This is a genomic window from Novosphingobium sp. AAP83, assembly GCF_001295795.1.
GTDB lineage: Bacteria > Pseudomonadota > Alphaproteobacteria > Sphingomonadales > Sphingomonadaceae > Novosphingobium.
Genome location: NZ_LJHY01000023.1, coordinates 87,095 through 104,724, shown reverse-complemented (window position 1 = coordinate 104,724; position 17,630 = coordinate 87,095). Strand labels below are relative to the sequence as shown.

At 60.0% G+C, this 17,630-nt stretch carries 18 protein-coding genes; 7 read left to right on the top strand and 11 right to left on the bottom strand.

Annotated features, from left to right (window positions below):
* Positions 1-127: 127 nt before the first annotated feature.
* From IP81_RS14145 to IP81_RS14100, 10 genes are all read right to left on the bottom strand, one after another.
* Positions 128-1,039, bottom strand: coding sequence for a DUF1838 family protein (locus IP81_RS14145; RefSeq protein ID WP_082356175.1), 912 nt, complete (start codon positions 1,037-1,039; stop codon positions 128-130).
* Between the two features lie 15 nt (positions 1,040-1,054).
* Positions 1,055-2,248, bottom strand: a complete 1,194-nt coding sequence (locus IP81_RS14140) for a CaiB/BaiF CoA-transferase family protein (protein WP_054108656.1) — start codon at positions 2,246-2,248, stop codon at positions 1,055-1,057.
* Positions 2,245-3,165, bottom strand: a complete 921-nt coding sequence (locus IP81_RS14135) for a hydroxymethylglutaryl-CoA lyase (protein WP_054108655.1) — start codon at positions 3,163-3,165, stop codon at positions 2,245-2,247. The genes IP81_RS14140 and IP81_RS14135 overlap by 4 nt, the downstream gene beginning before the upstream one ends.
* A complete protein-coding gene (leuD, locus tag IP81_RS14130) occupies positions 3,162-3,770 on the bottom strand; it encodes a 3-isopropylmalate dehydratase small subunit (RefSeq protein WP_231626813.1) in 609 nt (202 codons plus the stop codon). Before leuD ends, IP81_RS14135 begins: the two co-directional genes overlap by 4 nt.
* Positions 3,767-5,137, bottom strand: coding sequence for a 3-isopropylmalate dehydratase large subunit (locus IP81_RS14125; RefSeq protein ID WP_054108653.1), 1,371 nt, complete (start codon positions 5,135-5,137; stop codon positions 3,767-3,769). The genes leuD and IP81_RS14125 overlap by 4 nt, the downstream gene beginning before the upstream one ends.
* 44 nt (positions 5,138-5,181) lie before the next feature.
* Positions 5,182-6,210: a zinc-binding dehydrogenase gene (locus IP81_RS14120; protein WP_054108652.1), complete on the bottom strand. Its 1,029-nt coding sequence runs from the start codon at positions 6,208-6,210 to the stop codon at positions 5,182-5,184.
* A gap of 4 nt (positions 6,211-6,214) precedes the next feature.
* Positions 6,215-7,843, bottom strand: coding sequence for an FAD-binding oxidoreductase (locus IP81_RS14115; RefSeq protein ID WP_054108651.1), 1,629 nt, complete (start codon positions 7,841-7,843; stop codon positions 6,215-6,217).
* Positions 7,844-7,939: 96 nt separating this feature from the next.
* On the bottom strand, positions 7,940-9,334 hold the full coding sequence (locus IP81_RS14110) for an FAD-dependent oxidoreductase (RefSeq protein ID WP_054108650.1): 1,395 nt from the start codon (positions 9,332-9,334) through the stop codon (positions 7,940-7,942).
* A complete protein-coding gene (locus IP81_RS14105) occupies positions 9,331-9,693 on the bottom strand; it encodes a hypothetical protein (protein WP_054108649.1) in 363 nt (120 codons plus the stop codon). Before IP81_RS14105 ends, IP81_RS14110 begins: the two co-directional genes overlap by 4 nt.
* Positions 9,690-10,928, bottom strand: a complete 1,239-nt coding sequence (locus IP81_RS14100) for a class I SAM-dependent methyltransferase (RefSeq protein ID WP_231626811.1) — start codon at positions 10,926-10,928, stop codon at positions 9,690-9,692. The genes IP81_RS14105 and IP81_RS14100 overlap by 4 nt, the downstream gene beginning before the upstream one ends.
* 103 nt (positions 10,929-11,031) lie before the next feature.
* Here IP81_RS14100 and IP81_RS14095 point away from each other — a divergent pair, with 103 nt between their 5' ends.
* The 7 genes from IP81_RS14095 to IP81_RS14065 are packed head-to-tail and all read left to right on the top strand — an operon-like array spanning position 11,032 to position 16,738.
* Positions 11,032-11,340 carry an REDY-like protein HapK gene (locus IP81_RS14095; RefSeq protein ID WP_054108647.1) on the top strand — a complete coding sequence of 103 codons (309 nt, stop codon included), beginning with the start codon at positions 11,032-11,034 and terminating at the stop codon, positions 11,338-11,340.
* On the top strand, positions 11,337-12,158 hold the full coding sequence (locus tag IP81_RS14090; protein ID WP_054108646.1) for an SDR family NAD(P)-dependent oxidoreductase: 822 nt from the start codon (positions 11,337-11,339) through the stop codon (positions 12,156-12,158). The genes IP81_RS14095 and IP81_RS14090 overlap by 4 nt, the downstream gene beginning before the upstream one ends.
* A gap of 1 nt (position 12,159) precedes the next feature.
* A complete protein-coding gene (locus tag IP81_RS14085; protein ID WP_054108645.1) occupies positions 12,160-13,530 on the top strand; it encodes an MmgE/PrpD family protein in 1,371 nt (456 codons plus the stop codon).
* Positions 13,531-13,587: 57 nt separating this feature from the next.
* Complete coding sequence (locus tag IP81_RS14080; RefSeq protein ID WP_054108644.1) at positions 13,588-14,478, top strand: hypothetical protein; 891 nt, start codon at positions 13,588-13,590, stop codon at positions 14,476-14,478.
* The gene (locus IP81_RS14075; protein ID WP_054108643.1) at positions 14,478-15,320 is read left to right on the top strand and encodes an alpha/beta fold hydrolase; all 843 of its coding nucleotides are present in this window, start codon (positions 14,478-14,480) and stop codon (positions 15,318-15,320) included. The genes IP81_RS14080 and IP81_RS14075 overlap by 1 nt, the downstream gene beginning before the upstream one ends.
* A 2-nt stretch (positions 15,321-15,322) precedes the next feature.
* The gene (locus IP81_RS14070) at positions 15,323-15,985 is read left to right on the top strand and encodes a hypothetical protein (RefSeq protein WP_054108642.1); all 663 of its coding nucleotides are present in this window, start codon (positions 15,323-15,325) and stop codon (positions 15,983-15,985) included.
* Between the two features lie 24 nt (positions 15,986-16,009).
* Entirely contained in the window at positions 16,010-16,738 is a 729-nt protein-coding gene (locus tag IP81_RS14065) for a hypothetical protein (RefSeq protein ID WP_054108641.1), read from the top strand.
* A gap of 65 nt (positions 16,739-16,803) precedes the next feature.
* Here IP81_RS14065 and IP81_RS14060 read toward each other — a convergent pair whose 3' ends face one another.
* A complete protein-coding gene (locus IP81_RS14060; protein ID WP_054108640.1) occupies positions 16,804-17,628 on the bottom strand; it encodes a cupin domain-containing protein in 825 nt (274 codons plus the stop codon).
* Positions 17,629-17,630: the final 2 nt, after the last annotated feature.

Sequence of the window (17,630 nt, the reverse complement as noted above, 5' to 3'; positions counted from 1 at the left end):
ATGACATGAAAAAGGGGCGGGTCTTGCGACCTGCCCCTTTTTTGTTGGCAACTTGAATATCCCCGTCGCCGCGTTTGAATATTGAATTTGTTTGGCAAGAACGGCGAATGGGAACAGTATTGGGCTCTCAGCCGCGGTAGGTTTCCTCATTGCGGTTGAATACTCCCATCGGATCTGCGGCCATTTTCGGGTCGATCTCGGCCACGGCAGCGCGCCAGTCAGCGGGCATGTCTGCATAACGGTGGACCTTGGCGCCAATTGAACGCAGGGTTTGGGTGCCGCTACCTTCTGGCATTTTGAGCCAGCGAGCATAGTCGGTCACGTCTGTCCCCTGAATCCAGGCGGGCGCGCTTTTGACGCGCGGATTAAGCGCATCTGCCAGCTTGCCGTAGATCATGCCAACATCGTTGATGATGCGATCGGGCTTACCCGCCGTCTCAACCTTGGATCTGGCTTGATACTGCATGAACAGCATGTCGCCCGCAGTCCAGAACAGTTCCGGTTTATGTTCATAGGTGAACATCGATCCGCCAATCGTGGCAGGAACCACAGGAACATTGTCTGCTGCATAGGCAAGCTTTGTCGGGCCGACTGGAAAGGCTTTGATTTCCAGCATTTCGCCAGTGATAGGGTTGCGCAGCTTGTCCAGACGCTTGCCAGTTTCAAGATCGGTACGGAAGCCAAGTTCGTACTGGACCATATCAAAGCCGCCATCGGCCCGCGGGCTGAGCTTGATCATCGAGCCGAACAGCAACCCGCATACCGGGATCAGCGTTGCGCCCTGCTGTGCATATGTGCGGCCACGAAACCACCACATAAAGGTGCCCGCATCGGTGCGATAGCGCATACGCCGCACGATGGCGGCGCGGGCAGCGGGATCGGCAGGAATGCCTTGCGCACCGGGATCGCCGATGGCGGCTTCAGCGGCAAAGGATGGGTTGATGGAAGTAGCAACCGCGCCTGCTGCCAATGCGCCAAGCATGGCGGTCCGGCGGCTAATTCCGGCGAATTCGTCTTGTAACCCGTTGTCCTCGTGCATCCCTGTTTCCTTTGTTCAGGTGGTTCCTACAGCGCCAGCGCCAACGAGCGCTTCGATGCGCGCGGAATCATAGCCGAGCGCTTCGAGCACCGTGCGGCTGTCGGCACCCGGCTTGGGCAGAGTGACCGGCGCACCGGGGCGTTTGCCATCCATTTGCAAGGGAATGGTCGGCAGGCGGGTTTCCTTGCCGTCTTCCAGTGTCACATCCTCAAGGCCGCCATCGGCAAGCTGGGGATCGTCGAACATGTCTTCGGGGCGGCCAATAGGCGCGAACGGCATGCCGGTGCCTTCGAGTTTGGCCACGATCTGATCGCGCGTCATCGTGGCCATCAGTGCGCGGACTTGCGGCATGATGCGATCACGGGCGAGGACGCGCGCATTGTTGGCGCGCAGGGTTTCATCGGCCCAAAGATCATTCAGCGCGAACGCCACACAGAATTTGGCCCATAAGGGATCGCTGACCACGCCGATGAACACGGGCTCGTCCGCAGTTTCGAAGACATCATAGATCGCCCAAGCAGAGATGCGTGCGGGCATCGGGGCGGCGGCTTTGCCGGTAACGGCAAATTGCGCCATATGCTGGCCGACGAGATAGATAGTGGTTTCAAACAGGCTGGCGATGACCTTTTGTCCACGCGCAGTACGGTGGCGTTCTTCAAGGGCGGCAAGGATGCCGATAACGCCGAACATGCCACCGGTTACATCAACAACGCTGGAGCCTGCGCGCAACGGGCGGCCGGGAGGGCCGGTCATATAGGCTAGCCCACCCATCATTTGTGCCACTTCATCAAGCGCCGTGCGTTCTTCATAAGGTCCTGGGAGAAAGCCTTTTTCTGAACAATAGATTAGGCCGGGATTGGTTGCTGACAGGGTTTCGTAGGACAGGCCGAGGCGGTCGAGCGCGCCTGGGCGGAAGTTTTCGACCAGAACATCGGCACGAGCCGCCAGATCGCGCGCAACGGCGACGCCATCAGCGGATTTGAGATCAAGGCAGATCGATTGCTTGCCGCGATTGTACATCGGGAAATAGCCCGACCCGGACCCCAGCAGGCGGCGCGTGGCATCGCCGCCGATGGGTTCGACACGCACCACTTCGGCACCAAGACCGGCAAGGATGTGACCCACAGTCGGCCCCATCACCATGTGAGTGAATTCCACTACGCGGATACCTGCAAGGGGCGCGGGACTATCCGTTTTTGTGGCGGTCATCGCGCGATCCTTTCGTTGTAATCCAGCATCGGGCCTGCATCGGGAGTGAAACCGTAGAGCGGTTCACCGGGTAGGGCTTCGATCAGGATTGATCGCACTTCGAGCAACTTTTCGAGGTCGATGCCGGTGCTGAACCCCATCGAATTGAGCATCAGTACGAGGTCTTCGGTGACCAGATTGCCCGAAGCACCGGGTGCAAACGGGCAACCGCCAAGGCCGCCGAGCGAGGCATCAAGCGTTGTTATGCCTTCCTCCAGGCCAGCCAGCGCATTGGCAAGTCCAAGGCCGCGCGTGTTGTGGAGGTGCAAAGTGGTAAGCATTTCCGCGCCGACGGCAGCTTTGACCTTGCGCACAAGACGGCGGACTTGCGCCGGATCGGCATAGCCTGTGGTGTCAGACAGGCTGAATTCAAGCGCACCTGCTTCGGCGGCGGCTGTGGCCAGGCGGACGACCTGATCTTCGGGCACGGAGCCTTCGATGGTGCAGCCGAATGCAGTGGCGAGGCCAACCGCGAAGTGTGCACCGGCTTCGCGGGCAATGCGCGCGGCCTCGGCGATTTCGGCGAGCATGGCGGGATGATCCTTGCGGACGTTTCGGATCGAATGGGTCTCGCTCATCGAAAAGGGTATGGACAGGCCGTGGACGCCCGCTTCGACCGCACGACCTGCGCCTTTGGCATTCGGGACCAGAGCGACGACATTGAGGCCGGGGATGTCGCGCGCGAACCGGACCAGTTCTGCAGTGTCGGCCATCTGCGGCAACAGGCTGGGCGGCACGAAGCTGCCAACTTCGATTTCGCGCACCCCGGCTGCGGCTTCGGCAACGATCCATGCCTTCTTGGCAGCAAGCGGCATGATGGCCTTGATCGATTGCAGCCCGTCGCGCGGGCCCACTTCGGAAACTAGAATTTCAGTCATGCAGGTGATCCGGTGTAAACCCATGGACGGCGGGCGCGATCGTTCGTTGTCCAGACGCTGATTTCGGGGAGGGATTTGAGGGTAAGGGCAATAGCGTCGAGCCCTTCGAGCAACATGAGCTGTGGCTCGTCCTCGATTGCAAATTCGTGCACTATTCCGGCCGCAGTGACGGTTTGTGCAAAGAGGCTGACGTCAAGTGTCTGCCAGCCAAAGCTATTCACCACACTGCGGTCAAGCGTGATGGGGAGCAGGCCGTTGCGGATGCAATTGGCACGGAAAATCGGGGCGAAGCTTTCTGCGATTATGCAGCGGATGCCATATTCGGCCAGAGCCCAGACGGCGTGTTCACGGCTTGACCCGCAACCGAAGTTTGCCCCGCCAAGGAGAATTTGTCCGGTCTGTGCTTTTGGCTGGTTGAGCGGGAAGTCCGGGTCCGGAACGCGTGCGGCAACATCGGTGTAGCGCCATGGCGCAAACAGCCCGTCGGCAAGCCCGTTACGGCCAGTGCTTTTCATTTCCCGGCTGGGTATGATCGTGTCGGTATCCACATTATCGCGCAGCAAGGGCACGGCTGTAGAGCAAAGGGTGGTGAACGGGGTCATCATACGACTTCGCGCGGATCGGCAATCACGCCGGCAATCGCACTGGCGGCAACCGTTTCAGGGCTGGCGATGTGCGTTCGGATACCCGGGCCTTGGCGACCCTCGAAATTGCGGTTGGTGCTGCTGATTGTGCGGCTGCCTTCAGGAAAGCTTTCACCACCAGCAAAGAAGCATAGCGAACAACCGCTGGCGCGCCATTCGAAACCAGCGGCAATGAACACTTTGTCCAGCCCTTCGGCCTCTGCCGCACGTTTTACGGCAGAGCTGCCGGGCACGACAAGTGCCTTGCGGATGGACGGCGCGATGTGGCGGCCACGCAGCAAATCGGCGGCGCGGCGCAAGTCCGACAGGCGGGCGTTGGTGCATGAACCAATGAACGCCGCGTCGATGGATGTGCCAAGCAGGGAGGTGCCTGGATGAAGGCCAATGTAGGCGTGGGCGCTATCCGGCCCTTGCGGTATAGTGGCGCTGATCGCCATGCTGTGTTCGGGGCTGGTGCCCCAGCTGACCATCGGGGCAATCGTGCTGGCGTCAATAACGATTTCGCGGTCGAATGTTGCGCCTTCATCGGTTTTCAGCAAGGCCCAATAGGGATCATCAAATTTGGCAGGTGCATAGCGGCGACCTGCCAGATAGGAAAAAGTTTGTTCATCGGGTGCAATGATGGCGGTCATGGCCGAAAATTCGGTGGCCATATTGCACAAGGTCATGCGGCCTTCGATGTCGAGCCCTGATACGGCAGATCCGGCAAACTCGACCACATGCCCAGCCCCACCACCGGCACCATGTGTTGCAAGAAGATGCAGTGCCATATCCTTGGGAGTGACGCCAAACCCGAGCGTGCCGGTGAACGTGACGCGCATGGTCTTTGGACGGTCAAGCCGCAAGACACCCGTGGCCATGGCATGTTCGGCTTCGCTGGACCCGATGCCCCATGCGAATGCGCCCAGTGCGCCTTGCGTGCAGGTGTGGCTGTCGGGGGCGACCAGCGTGACGCCGGGAAGAACGATGCCAAGTTCAGGGGAAATCACGTGGGTGATGCCCTGATCGCGATCATTCACATCGAACAGCGTAATGCCCGCAGCGTTAGCGGCTGCGCGGGTTTCGGTAATGAAGGCGCTGCCGCCTTCCATCAGTGTACCATCACCGCGCCCCGGGCGGGTATCGACGATATGATCCATGACTGCAAAGACACGCGTGGGATCGCATACCGGGCGACCACTGGCAGCAAGCGATTTCAGCGCTGCGGCGCCTGTGCGTTCGTGCAGGAACACGCGGTCGATCGCGATCAGATGCGCGCCGCCTGCGGTCTGAGACACGTGGTGGGTATCCCAGATCTTTTCAAAAAGGGTTTTGGGTGAAATGATCATTGGCCATGTCGCCAGATGAGGGGCTTCACGCACCTGCAACGGCGTTACTCTCCCTGCTCGCCGTCCACGATATCGACGATGACCTTGCCCATCGACTTTCCCGACAGCAGCCGTTCGATACCGTCGTAGATGCCTTCCAGTCCGATATTGCGTTGGCTGTCGAACTGGACGTGCAATTTGCCTTCTTCGTAGAGCTTGAACAATCGGGTGCGCGCATCGTCCCAGTGGGGTACAAGCAGACCGTTCATGAAGCCGCGCACGGATGCGCCTTTGTAATAGATGGCGTGGGCAATGCGCGGGCCAGTGACGATTTCGGGTTTGCCTTCAAGGTCTGCCGCCGCGCCGCCAACAACAAGCCGACCGTGGTTGGCAATATTGGCAAGGAAGGCATCGAAGATGGTGCCGCTGACTGTATCGACAGCCACATCAATCCCGCCGGGATATTCTGCAGCCAGCACCGCGCCTACATCTTCAGAACGGTAGTCGATTACGCGTTCTGCGCCGAGGGAGGCAACAAAAGCGCACTTTTCTGCGCCACCCGCAACGCCGATGACGCGGCAGCCCTTGAGCACGGCAAGCTGGACGAGGAAGTGGCCAAGGCCACCTGCAGCGGCGGAAATGGCGATCGTTTCGCCTGCTTTGACTTCGCCGATCTGTTCGAGCGCAATGAGGGCCGATACGCCTGTGGACGCGAGCGCGAGGTATTGACGCGAGGCTGTGCGTGCGTGAGCGAACTGCGCTGTCGGGCCGGTGTTCGCCTCGCGATAGCCGCCGGTGAAGCGTACGGTTACGGCAGCATCGCCGACGGCAAAATCGGTTACGCCTTCGCCCACTGCCTCGACCGTGCCGATAGCCTCGACGCCGGTGAAGGTTGGTAGCGCGATCTTTACGTAATCCACCGCGTTGCGTGCGACCTGCGTGTCGAAGATGGCGTTGACGCCGCAGTGCAAGTTGCGCACGGTGATTTCGCCGGGGCCGGGCTGCGCCAAAGGCAGTTCGACGATGTTTGCCCCTTCGCGGAACGACGGCGCGATTCGTTCAAGCCGGATCGCGCGATAGGTCTGCCCTCCCATGACTTCAGTTTCCAGCCTTGGTGATCGGGAAGCCGAGGCAGCCGGGATTGAACATTCCTTTGGGGTCGACCACTGCCTTCACAGCATCGAGCACGTCCTTGAATGCCTCGTCGCGGCTTTCGCGGTAGGCGGTGTAGGCGCGACCAATCTGGAAGTGTGCGGCACCATATTTTTTGCAGATCACCTTCACGTGTTCGCGCGCTTCGGTAACAACGGCAGTGGCTGCGGCATTGGGTCCCAATTGCTTGAGGTTCTTGAGGTGGGACGGTTCAATCATCGATTCATGCACCGGGCGATAGCCTTCAGGCCAGAAAAACACCGGTTCGATGACCAACGCCGTGGTGGATAGAGAAGAGAACAGGAAGCCGTTGAAGATGCCGTGCTTATCGAACGTTTCCTGCATTGAATCGAAATACGTGCGGATTTCGGTGAACATCGCAGCGGCAGTGGAAAGAGAGGCTTGGCCGTGGACCGGTACCCAGCTTTCACCCTCGGGGCCGAGGATCGAGTTTGGTGCGGGGAAGGGCATAGCCCGGATAACTTTGGCTATGGTATTTTCAATCTCCGCACCTTCGAACCGCGTGGCGATTTCGCGCGCAGTGGCGATGTCTGATGCGACGGCTTCCTTGCAGCGGCCTTCGGCGGTGATGTGCAGCGGGTATTCTTCGTCAGGGATGAAGTTGCGCCCGCCCATGGCGATCTTTGCAGCGGCCAACAGCCCCTTGCCGATGGATTTTTCCTTGGCGATTACTTTGCCCAGCGTTTTTACATCGCTAGCCATCGACATGCGCTTCATGCGTACTTTGGTAAGTCCGGGATCGAATCCGCAAGTCTCGGATGCAATACCGGCGCGTGTCATTTCTGCCAGCGCTTCCAGCATGATCTCGCCCGTCTTGAACGAGAACGAGACCGAATCTTCAAACGCAGGAGCGCGGATAAGGCGCAAGGTGATCTCTGCCTTGATGCCCAGCGTGCCCGAATCCCCCATGAACAGGCCTGCAAGATCAGGGCCATAGTGGCGGTAATGTGGGGTATCGCCATCAGGGCCGCGCGCACCGGTGCGCAAGGTGCGGCCATCAGCAAGAATCATGGTGATGGCCACCACGCTCTCGCTTGACGTGCCATAATGCCCTGCACCGAACATGGCGTTCAGTTGGGAAAGCCCGCCGCCGATCGTGGAATAAATGCCTGACATCGGGCCCCAGAACGGCGTGCGCAGGCCGTGGGGTTTCAACGCCTCGTTGAGGGCCAGCCAGGTGCAACCGGCTTCGACCGTGACGGTCATGTCTTCAGGGCTTACGCGCAGCACACGATCCATGCGGCGCATGTCCAGCATGACCGTGCTGGCGGTGGCCGGGGTGTAGCTGCTGGTATAGCTCATGCCAGCGCCACGCGGGGCCAGATCGACGCCAGCTTCATTTGCGGCCGCGACCAGAGCGGCAAGTTCCACCGTGTTGGCAGGCGCGATCGAGAGCATGGCGACATGATCGCCGCGCGCCCAGATGTCCTCGCTCAACAATCGCAGCGTGGTTTCATCATCGGTTACGTGTTCTGCACCGACGATGGCAGCAAAGCGCTGGCGCAAGTCGTTGGGGGCAGTGGCGATCTTGGCTAGGGTCATGCTGTCGGACATTTTGATCTTCCGCTTTGCTGCTAAGAGGCTGTTTCGGGCCAACGCTTCTTAATTGTTATAGATATATATTAAATAAATTCCGTTGCGCAAGCACGCTTACGGATCTGCGGTTTCGTGCGCCAACGTCGCAGCTTTTAGTCCGGCGAGGCGTCCAAAAGTTACTGCGGTGGCAAGTCCCATGGCAGGCAGATAGCCCCAATGGGCAGGCCCGGAGACTGATCGGGCTGCGCCGCCACCAGCAAACAGATTGGGCAGCGGGGTGCCATCCTCGCGCAACACGCGAGCCGTGCCGTCAATCTGGAGGCCGCCTTGCGTGTGATAGATCGCTCCGATAACTTTAAGCGCGCGATAAGGAGCAATCGGGGGCAGGTCGGTGCCCCATGCTCTGCCGAGCCTGTCCGCACGATCTTCGCTTTGCGCTGTGCGCGCCTCGGCCAGAGTGGCGGTCAAGGCAGCGGCAGGCACGTTAATCTGGCGAGCAAGGTCTGCTAATGTATCGGCCTTGCGAGGCGCATTTAACGCGATCAATTGCTGCATTTCGGGGATATATTCAACGGCGGCTTCAATACGCGCATCATACACCACCCACACGTGGTCGCCGGGTTGCGCCAATACTGGGTGGACCATTCCAGCGATGTCTTCCACCTCGTTGGTGAAACGGTTCCCATCGACGTTGACCAAAACGCCGCCTTCGACCGGAACCCCAGGCGGCACGGAAATGCCCTGCGGATCTGTGAGCATCGCATAGCCTTGATAGGCGCCCATATCGCCAAGTGCGGCACCAAGTTGCCTCGCAATGACAATGCCGGTTCCCTGGCTGCCTTCATGACCGTTGTTACGGGCGTGGATGACCTCGGGCATGTGCTGCGCGACCATTGCACGGTTGGCAGCAAAGCCTCCGCAGGCAAGGATAAGCGTTTTGCAGCCGACGAGTTCTCGTGCGCCGTCACGGCGTTCGAGCGTGACGCCGTGGATAAGGCCTGTCTCATCCGCGTGGACTTCGACCAGCTTTGCACCGAGTAGAATGTCGATTCCTGCATCTGCAATGCGCGCGTGGAGCAGATCGACCATGTCCTGCCCGCCGTGCCCGCGCCAGCCATGCACGCGGAAAGTGGAATTGCCATAGACCGGGCGGAACCCGGTATCTAGCTGCCATGGCAGATCTTGGGACTCGACCATCCAGTCGACAGTCGGACCGGAGTGGTCGGCAATGGCGCGGGCCAGCACCGGGTCGGTCAGGCCTTTGGTCTTGGCCATGATGTCTTCGAAATAGCGATCCGCGCTGTCTTCGATGCCCTTTGCAGCCTGCGCCTTGGTGCCGGCGGCACAGATCAGGCCTTGCGACATACCTGTGCTGCCCATCGGGCGCTCGTCTTGCTCCACCAGCAGCACTTGCGCGCCTGTTTCGTGGGCCGAAAGCGCAGCGATGCAGCCACAAGCTCCGCCGCCGATGACCAGCACCGGGATCACATATTCGAAATCAGGGATCATCCCTCTTGTGCCAATTCTTCGCCGACCTCGCCCGAAGCGACATCGCTGCCGCCGCCGATCGCCGCTTCATTTTCCTGCTGCACGATGCGCAGGATGCGGGCGATGAATTCTTGATTCCACATTTGGCGTTCTGCCGATGCGGCGCGGTCAGGAACGAAGGCGTCAATCTCGCCCGGCGTCAGCACACCCTTGGCCAGAAGCAGACGTTCGAGGGTATCTGCGCGCTGTCGGGCGACGGCCAGTTCTTGCGCCATGGCCATCGTGATGGCCAGAACCCGCTCTACTTGTGGTTCAAGGAAATAGGGACGCTTGCCTGCGGGCTTTGCCCCCGCCCCCGCCAATGCATCGGCAAAGCTCATACCACAGCTCCGATCACGTGCCATGCCGCCTTGCGGCCATAGTCTTCGGTGTCATCCTCTTCCGCATCGGGGAAGAGCTCGCGATCAACCACGCCGGTTACACCACCGTGGATCAACTTGTCCTTGTCGAATCCGGCAGCGACCATTTCCGCGTCCAGGTCCATTTCGTGCATGCGGCTCCAGAACGGTTCATTGTTATAGAACGCATCCCAATCGCGCATCGCCTGTTCGAAAAGCGGCATGCCCGATGCATATTGCGGTTGTTCAACATGCAGCACGATGCCGCCCGGTTTCAACAAGCGGCGCGTTTCGGCAAAGATAGCACGCAGAGCCTTGGTGGACAGTTCGTGCAAGAACATCGTGGTCTGGATCCAGTCGAAGCTGGCATCCGGGTACATCGACAGGTCTTCGCCACAGGCCTGTACGAAGCGCACGTTATTGACGCCCAAGGACTTCGCGCGGGCAAGACCATAGCGCAGAACGGGTGCGCCAAGATCGACGATGGTCATGTCCGCTTGCGGAAAAGCCTGCGCCAGCGGGAGTGACGAATGCCCTACCGTGCCGCCGATTTCGAGGATCGTCTGCGGATCGAAATCGGGCAGGTTGCGCTTGACCCATTTGACGACGGCATGGCCGCCGCCATCTGAGTATTTGCCCAGCAGGCCGCCAGTAGTGACGAAGCCTGCGTGATCGTAGTTCGCCCCGTTGACCACATCGTCAGGGAAGTATTCGGTGTGATAGCTGCCGGGCATGCAATGGTGATCCACCGCAGAAACATAGCGCGGGATCGGCAGCGAAGGATCGAGTGTCAGGCGCGGATCGTCTTCGGTCAGGTCTGCGGCAATGGCATTGAGCTTTTCGCGCTGGCGCAGGGCGCTCCACCGGCCAGCCTGCTGGCGTTGCTCCATGGTCATACGGCGCAGGGCTGACCATGTCTGGAAAGCTGGATCTTCGAGCATGGCGCGGCGTGCTTCGTGGCGGTCTGCCATAGCCCGACCATGTTTGGCCTCAAATTCAGGCACGACGCGCGAATCGTATGCAGCCTTCACCCCCGGCACAACGCGCGCGGCAAGGTGCCGGTTCATCTGCGCGAGGAAGTTGATCCGCTCGATCTCGTCATGGCTAGTTTCCGGGAAAACCGCGTGGCGACCAATTACGCGATAGTCCGGGGGACCATCGTATGCAGCACTAGGATCGTTTGCGCCGAGGGGCTTGGGATTTCGCGAAGCGTTCACGGTCTTCCTCATTTGTTATATTGATATACTATATTGACGTTCCGCCAGAAGCAAGGTTCATGGAAGGCATTGACCGGCAGGCGGCAAAGTAAGGACGGACCCCATGCACATTTTCGCAGTTTTCAACCTGAAACCCGGCGTTTCGGAAGAGGATTACCTTAACTGGGCGCGCAGCACCGATATTCCTACCGTGAATGCACTGCCTTCCATCGCAAGCTTCCGCGTGTTCCGCACGACTGGTGTGATGGGCAGCGATGCCAAACCGCCGTTCGGCTATATCGAAGTGCTTGATATCAATGACATGGCGCAGTTCGAGCAGGATGTTTCCACCGCAGCAATGGGCGAAGTGGCTGCAGCATTCGGTGGCATGGTTGAGGTGACGTTTCTCACCACCGAAGAGGTGGTAGCGTGAAGTTTGCGGGCAAAGTTGCGGTTATTACCGGATCGGGCCGCAAGCAGGGCTTGGGTGAAGCGATTGCTCGCCGCCTGAGCGAAGAAGGCGCGAGCGTTGTCATTGCCGATATCGGCGGATCGCGCGATTCGGCCACTCCCGATGCGATGATCGGGGCCGAGACGGAAATGCGCGAAGTGGCCGAATCGATGCCCGGCACTGCCTCGACCTTTGCCTGTGACGTGCGCGACCCGGATCAGGTGCGCGCGCTTGCCGCCCATGCTGTTGCTACGCACGGCTCGCTGGATATCTGGGTGAACAACGCCGGGATCGGCTATATCATGAAGCCACTGGGCGAGGTTTCGGCGGATGACTGGCGCGCGGTGATCGACGTGAACCTGACCGGAGCGTGGTTCGGGCTTCAGGCTGCTGCTGAAGTGATGATCGCGCAGGGTAAAGGCGGGCGTATCGTGAACATCGCTAGTCAGGCGGCGAAATCGGGTTTCATGCATGCACAGGCCTATACCGCATCGAAACACGGGCTGGTCGGGCTGGTGCGCTCCGCCTCGATTGAACTGGGCGGGCATGGCATTACCGTCAACAACGTATGCCCGAACCACGTTACCACGGGCCTTGGCAAATGGCAGAACGAACACTTTGCTGCGGTTCAGGGTATAAGTGTCGAACAGTATCTCAAGAACATGGCCGCGCGCATTCCTTTGGGCCGCCCGGGGTTGCCGGAAGACACGGCCAATGCGGTGGCTTTCCTGTGCTCGGCCGAGGCATCGTACATTACCGGCGAGAGCATGAATGTTTCGGGTGGCGAGGAGCCGCACTGATATGACGGGGGGGGCAAATCCGGCACATCTGCTGATCGACCATGCACTGTCGCTGCGATGGGCGGACTTGCCCGATGAGGTGCGCGCGCGGACGCTGACTTTTCTGCACGACTCACTGGCCGTGGGTATGGCGGGACGCAATGCTGCGCACGCCGACGCGGTGCTGGAGATGGTCCAGGGCTGGGGCTTGGGCGATGCTGCATCTGTGCTGGGCAGGCCGGGGGTGCGGCTGCCGGCACCGTCGGCTGCGTTTATCAATGCGTTCCAGATTCACGGGCAGGAATATGACTGCGTGCATGAATCGGCTGTGTTGCACCCGATGGCGACCGTCCTGGCAGCCCTTCTTGCCGAAGCGGAGCGGGGCGATCCGGTAACGGGTGAGCAGTTTTTGACGGCGATTGTTGCGGGCGTGGACGTGGCGGTGACGTTGGGAATTGCTGCGCCAGATGCCCTGAAATTCTTCCGTCCGGCGACCGCGGGAATCTTTGGCAGTGTGGCGGCGATTGCAGCCTTGCGCGCCATGCCTCGCAAAGTGGCGCTTGATGCGTTCGGCCATGCGCTGGCGTTGGTTTCGGGCACCATGCAGGCACATGTCGAAGGCAAGCCCGCGCTGCCTGTACAGGTGGCGAATGCTGCACGTGGGAGTCTTGTTGCCATAGATTTGGCGCGGGGCGGAATGCCGGGCGTCGCGCATCCGATCGACGGACCATTCGGCTACTTTGCGCTGCTGGAAGTTCGCGAAGAACTTGCCCCTGCGCTGGCGCGGCTGGGGCAGGGTCAACGGATCACCGAGGTGAGCTGGAAGCCGTTCCCCACCGGGCGCGCGGGTCACGGTGGGATCATGGCGGTGCAGCAATTGTGCAGCACGCAGGGTTTGAGCGCGGCCGATCTGGAGCGGCTTGAATACCACGCGCCGCCGCTGATCCATCGGCTGGTTGGTCGTCCTGCCCAAACGGGGATGGAGCCGGGTTATGCGCGATTGTGCATGCAATATCTGGCTGCTGTTACCCTGCTGCGCGGAACGGTGACGCTGGGCGATTTCACCCGCGAAGCGCTGGATGATCCGGCGGTTCTGGAGTTGGCTGCGAAAATTTCTGTGATTGCCGATGACAACCCCGATTTGGCCGCTTTCGTCCCTGCGCGCGCTATTGCGCATATGGCAGATGGGCGCGTGCTGACGCAGGATGTAAACGCGCAGTTCGGATCTCCGCAATGGCCGCTCAGTGAGGCACAGCATATGGCCAAGGCACTGGGATGCCTTGAATTTGCAAACCTTGGGACCGCTCATGGGCCGCTGGCCACCGCCATAGCGGCGCTGCCCGCTTGCAAAGATGCCATAGCGGCGTTGGTTGCAAGTGGAATGATGGGATAGACGCTTGCATTTGTATTATATCTATATCAAATATGCTGGACACGGCAGGGAATCGATATGACTTTATTGAAGTGCGCCACCCACGTTGTCAGCGATCTAGACGACGCCATCACGCGGTACGAAAGCTGGATGGATTACCGCACGGTCGAACAGGGCGAAGTGTCGCACGACCTTGCTGCAGCATGGAACGCTCCCGCCAGCGGCGGACGCCGTTTCGCTGTGCTGCAACCGGCATCAAGGGCAGAGGTGTTCCTGCGCTTTGTCGAAGGCGATCCGGTGCCAGACTATGTACCGATCCGTACTTATGGTTGGGCAGCCATCGAGCTGTGTGTGACCAATGTTGAAGCGGTAAACGAACGGATGCTGCAAAGCCCGTTCGAGGTGATCGGCCCGCCCAAGCCACTTGACGGATTTGCTACGGTCAAGCCGATGCAAGTACGCGGGGCCGATCTGGAAACGGTGTACCTGACCGAGATCCTGCAACCGGGACCGGATTCCGGCCTGCCGCAGCCGCAATCGCTGGTCGACCGTCCGTTCATCATGGTGCTTGCGTGCCCAGATCTGCGCAAATCGGCGCAGTGGGTGAAGGACGTGCTGGGCCTGCCAATGATCGATCCGGTCGCAATCCGCTATTCCATGATTGAAAAAGCATTCGGTCTGCCCGAAACGGCCAAGACCGAGCTGACCACGGCGCGCGGCGCTGGTCAGGTGTTCCTTGAACTGGACCAGTATCCCGATGCCGCGACCAAGCGCCCGCGCCACGAGGGCGCGCTGCCGCCGGGCGTTGCAATCACGACGATGCTCTATCCTGATTTCGCACGGCTTGAAGGCCACTGGGCGAGTGCCCCGGTGGTTCGCGAAGGCGCGATCTATGGGGGCAAGCGCACTGGTGTGTTGTTGACGCCTGAAGGCGCGCTGCTCGAAGTTGTAGAAGGCGGAGAAATCTGATGGGCGGCACGGCAGTCAAGCGCGGCTTTGTGGACGTACCGCATGGCCAGATGCACTACCGCTATGCAGGCCAAAACGGTGAGCCTTTGCTGGTGCTGCATGCTTCACCGGGAAGTTCGCGCCAGCAGGTGAAGCTGATCGAGGATTTCGCCGCCGAAGCACGGGTCTATGCGCCCGATACGCCGGGCAACGGCGATAGCGACGCGCTTTCCGATCAGGAGCCGACCATCCCCGAACTGGCGGCGGCAGCGCTGGCGTTCATGGATGCTGTGGGTCTGCAAAAGGTGCGCGTTTACGGCTCGCACACCGGTGCGGCGATTGCCGCTGAACTGGCGATCCTTGCGCCGGAGCGCATATCAGCATTGGTGCTGGACGGCGTTAGCCTGATGGTGGGTGAGGAGTTGGACGAAATTCTGGCCACTTACGCCTTCCCGTTCGAACCGGATCTGGACGGGGCCTATCTTGCCCGGCTTTTCCAGTTCTGCCGCGATCAATATGTGTTTTTCCCATGGTATCGCCGCACCCGTGCGGGCCGCCGCGATGGCGGGCTTGGCAGCGCCGCTGATCTCCATGCATGGATTGTCGAGGTGATGAAGGCCAGTACGACCTATCACCTGAACTATCGCGCCGCATTCAAATGGCCTGCTGACAAGCGTATGGAACTGATTTCCTGTCCAACGCTGGTGACGGCGGCGGTCAACGACCCGCTTTACGACTCAAGCGTAGCACTGGAAAAGCTGTTGGCCGAAGGTAGCTTTGTGGCGCTTCCCCGCCTTGATGCGGCCGAATTCCGCGCTGCGCGCCATGATGCGATGGTCGCCTTCTTTGTTGGAAAGGCTTAAGCATGGACTTCGGTCTTTCCTTGTTGACGCTGCTGCACCTGCTTATTCCGATTTATTGGTTGGGCGGCGATCTGGGCGCATTCTACGGATCGCGCTTCATGATTGATCCGGCGCGCTCAGTGCCTGAACGCATGATGGCGCTGAAAATTCTCAACAATATCGACATGGCTCCGCGCACTATGCTGATTATGGCGTTCCCCACCGGGTTCGGCCTTGCGGTGGCGAAAGGGTGGATCAATCTGCCTGTGTCTGCCGCGATGCTGGTATGGGCGCTTGGTCTGGCGTGGCTGGCGCTGGCGTGGACGGTGCATTTGAAGCACGGACCTGCGGGTGCGGGGTACAAGCGCGTGGACATTGCTGTGCGCTATGTGGTGCTGGCCGGGCTAATTGGCAGCGGTGTGGCTGGGCTGATGGGCGCAATCGCGCTGCCGTTGTTCATTTCGCTCAAGCTGCTGGCGCTGGCAACCTGCATCTCCATCGGCCTGCTGGTGCGCCGACAGCTGGTGCCACTTTTCCCGGCGATCATCGCCTTGCGTGAAAACGGCCCGACACCCGAGGGTGACCGCGCCATCGCCGGGGTCATCGCCATCACACAGCCCACCGTGATGGTGCTGTGGGTGGTTGTGCTCATCGCCTGTTTCCTGGGCATCGCAACGCCCGTTTGACCTATAACGTAAGGGAGATTTGCATTGCAAAAGCATCGGACCATCACTGGCAAGGTACTATACACCTCGCGCAAGGAAGGCCGCGAAGGCGAAGAGCGTGGGCGCGAAGAGTTCACCTGGACGCACCACACCGATGGCAAGCGCACCCTGCGCGCGCGTTGTGAAATCGACGAGCCGGCACCGACCGTGCATCGCGACATCGTGTACAGCCTTGATGAAAACGACCGCCCGATGGACTGCTTTGTGCGTCTGGTGATCGGTGACGAATTCATGGGATCGGGCCTGTTCATCGTAAACAAGGACACCATCGAATGTGAAAGCTATGGCCCGTCGATCGGCCGTGTTTCGCAAACCATGGTGATTGATGGCCCGTTCGACGGTTTCGGCACGCATCCCATCGTCGCAGACGCTTACATCACCCGCAAGATGGACCGCAGCAAGGGACCGCACAAGCGCAAGTTTCCGTGCTTCCTGCCATCTCCCGATCATCGCGGTGCAACCCCGCCGTTGATTGCCAAATCCGAAATCAACCTGGCCTATGTTGGCGAGGAAACTGTCACGGTTCCGGCGGGCACGTTCGATTGTTACAAGTATGAATTTTCGGATGAAGATGCCAGCATGATTTCGATCAGCGGCCACGCACACCCGGCGTATCAGGTGTGGGTGACGGCCGACGACGATTCAATCTTCGTGCAGGGTGGCGTTGGCGGTTACATGCAGACCTGGTATGAACTGGTTGAATTGAAGCGCTGATTGGCATTCGCAATCAGATAGAATGTGGACGGCTCCCGGACCAGTTCCGGGGGCCGTTTTGCATTCTACCAGAGGGTTTCCGGCGGCATTGTGCATGCCCAATCAACTGGAGTGCCTTCAGGCAAAATGGGACGATAGGGTGCGCCAACTGGCAGGGCCTTTTGCGTATCGCTCCAATGCGTGACGATGGTGTTTGCGCCTGGTGAGCGCATGATTTGCAGGAAGCCATGCTCCGAAACATGGGGTCCATGCAGGATGCCGGGCGGACGATAGAAATATGCTCCTGCCCCCATGCGCCCCTCTGGAGCCCACATCGCCCCTTGCAACATGAACATTTCTTCGGCGTGATCGTGCATCTCGGCGGGCAGGGTGGTGCCCTCTGGCGGAACGCCATGGGCCATTCCGGTAAGCAGGAAAGTGCGCCCGCTGTTGTTGGGGCCAAGCCGCAGCACCTTACGAGCAAGCCGCAGATGGATCAGCTTGGGGTCATAGGTTGATACATCCCATGGCATGGCGGGGGTGAGGATGGCGATGGCGTCTGCGGTTCCGGTCATTGCATCGGGATTGCCAACGGCGTGGCGGAAGACCAGTAGGACCGCTCCATGTTCTGTTTGGCGGAAACCAAGGGCTGAACCTTGTGGCAAGAAGCCATAGGCGTGGGCACGCCGAGCCTCACCGTCGATCGTTATGGCACCATCCAACACAAAGAATTCTTCCGCGCCGTTTCCCTTTGGATTGGCAGGCGCGCGGTAGCCGGGGGGATAGCGTACGATCAGCGTTGCTTCATCGGTTAACGGATCGGCGTTCAGCACCTTTTCTTCGGCACCATCGGCGCGACGGGTCCAACTCACGCATTGGGTATGAATGAATTCGATGTGGGGTCGGGCCATGT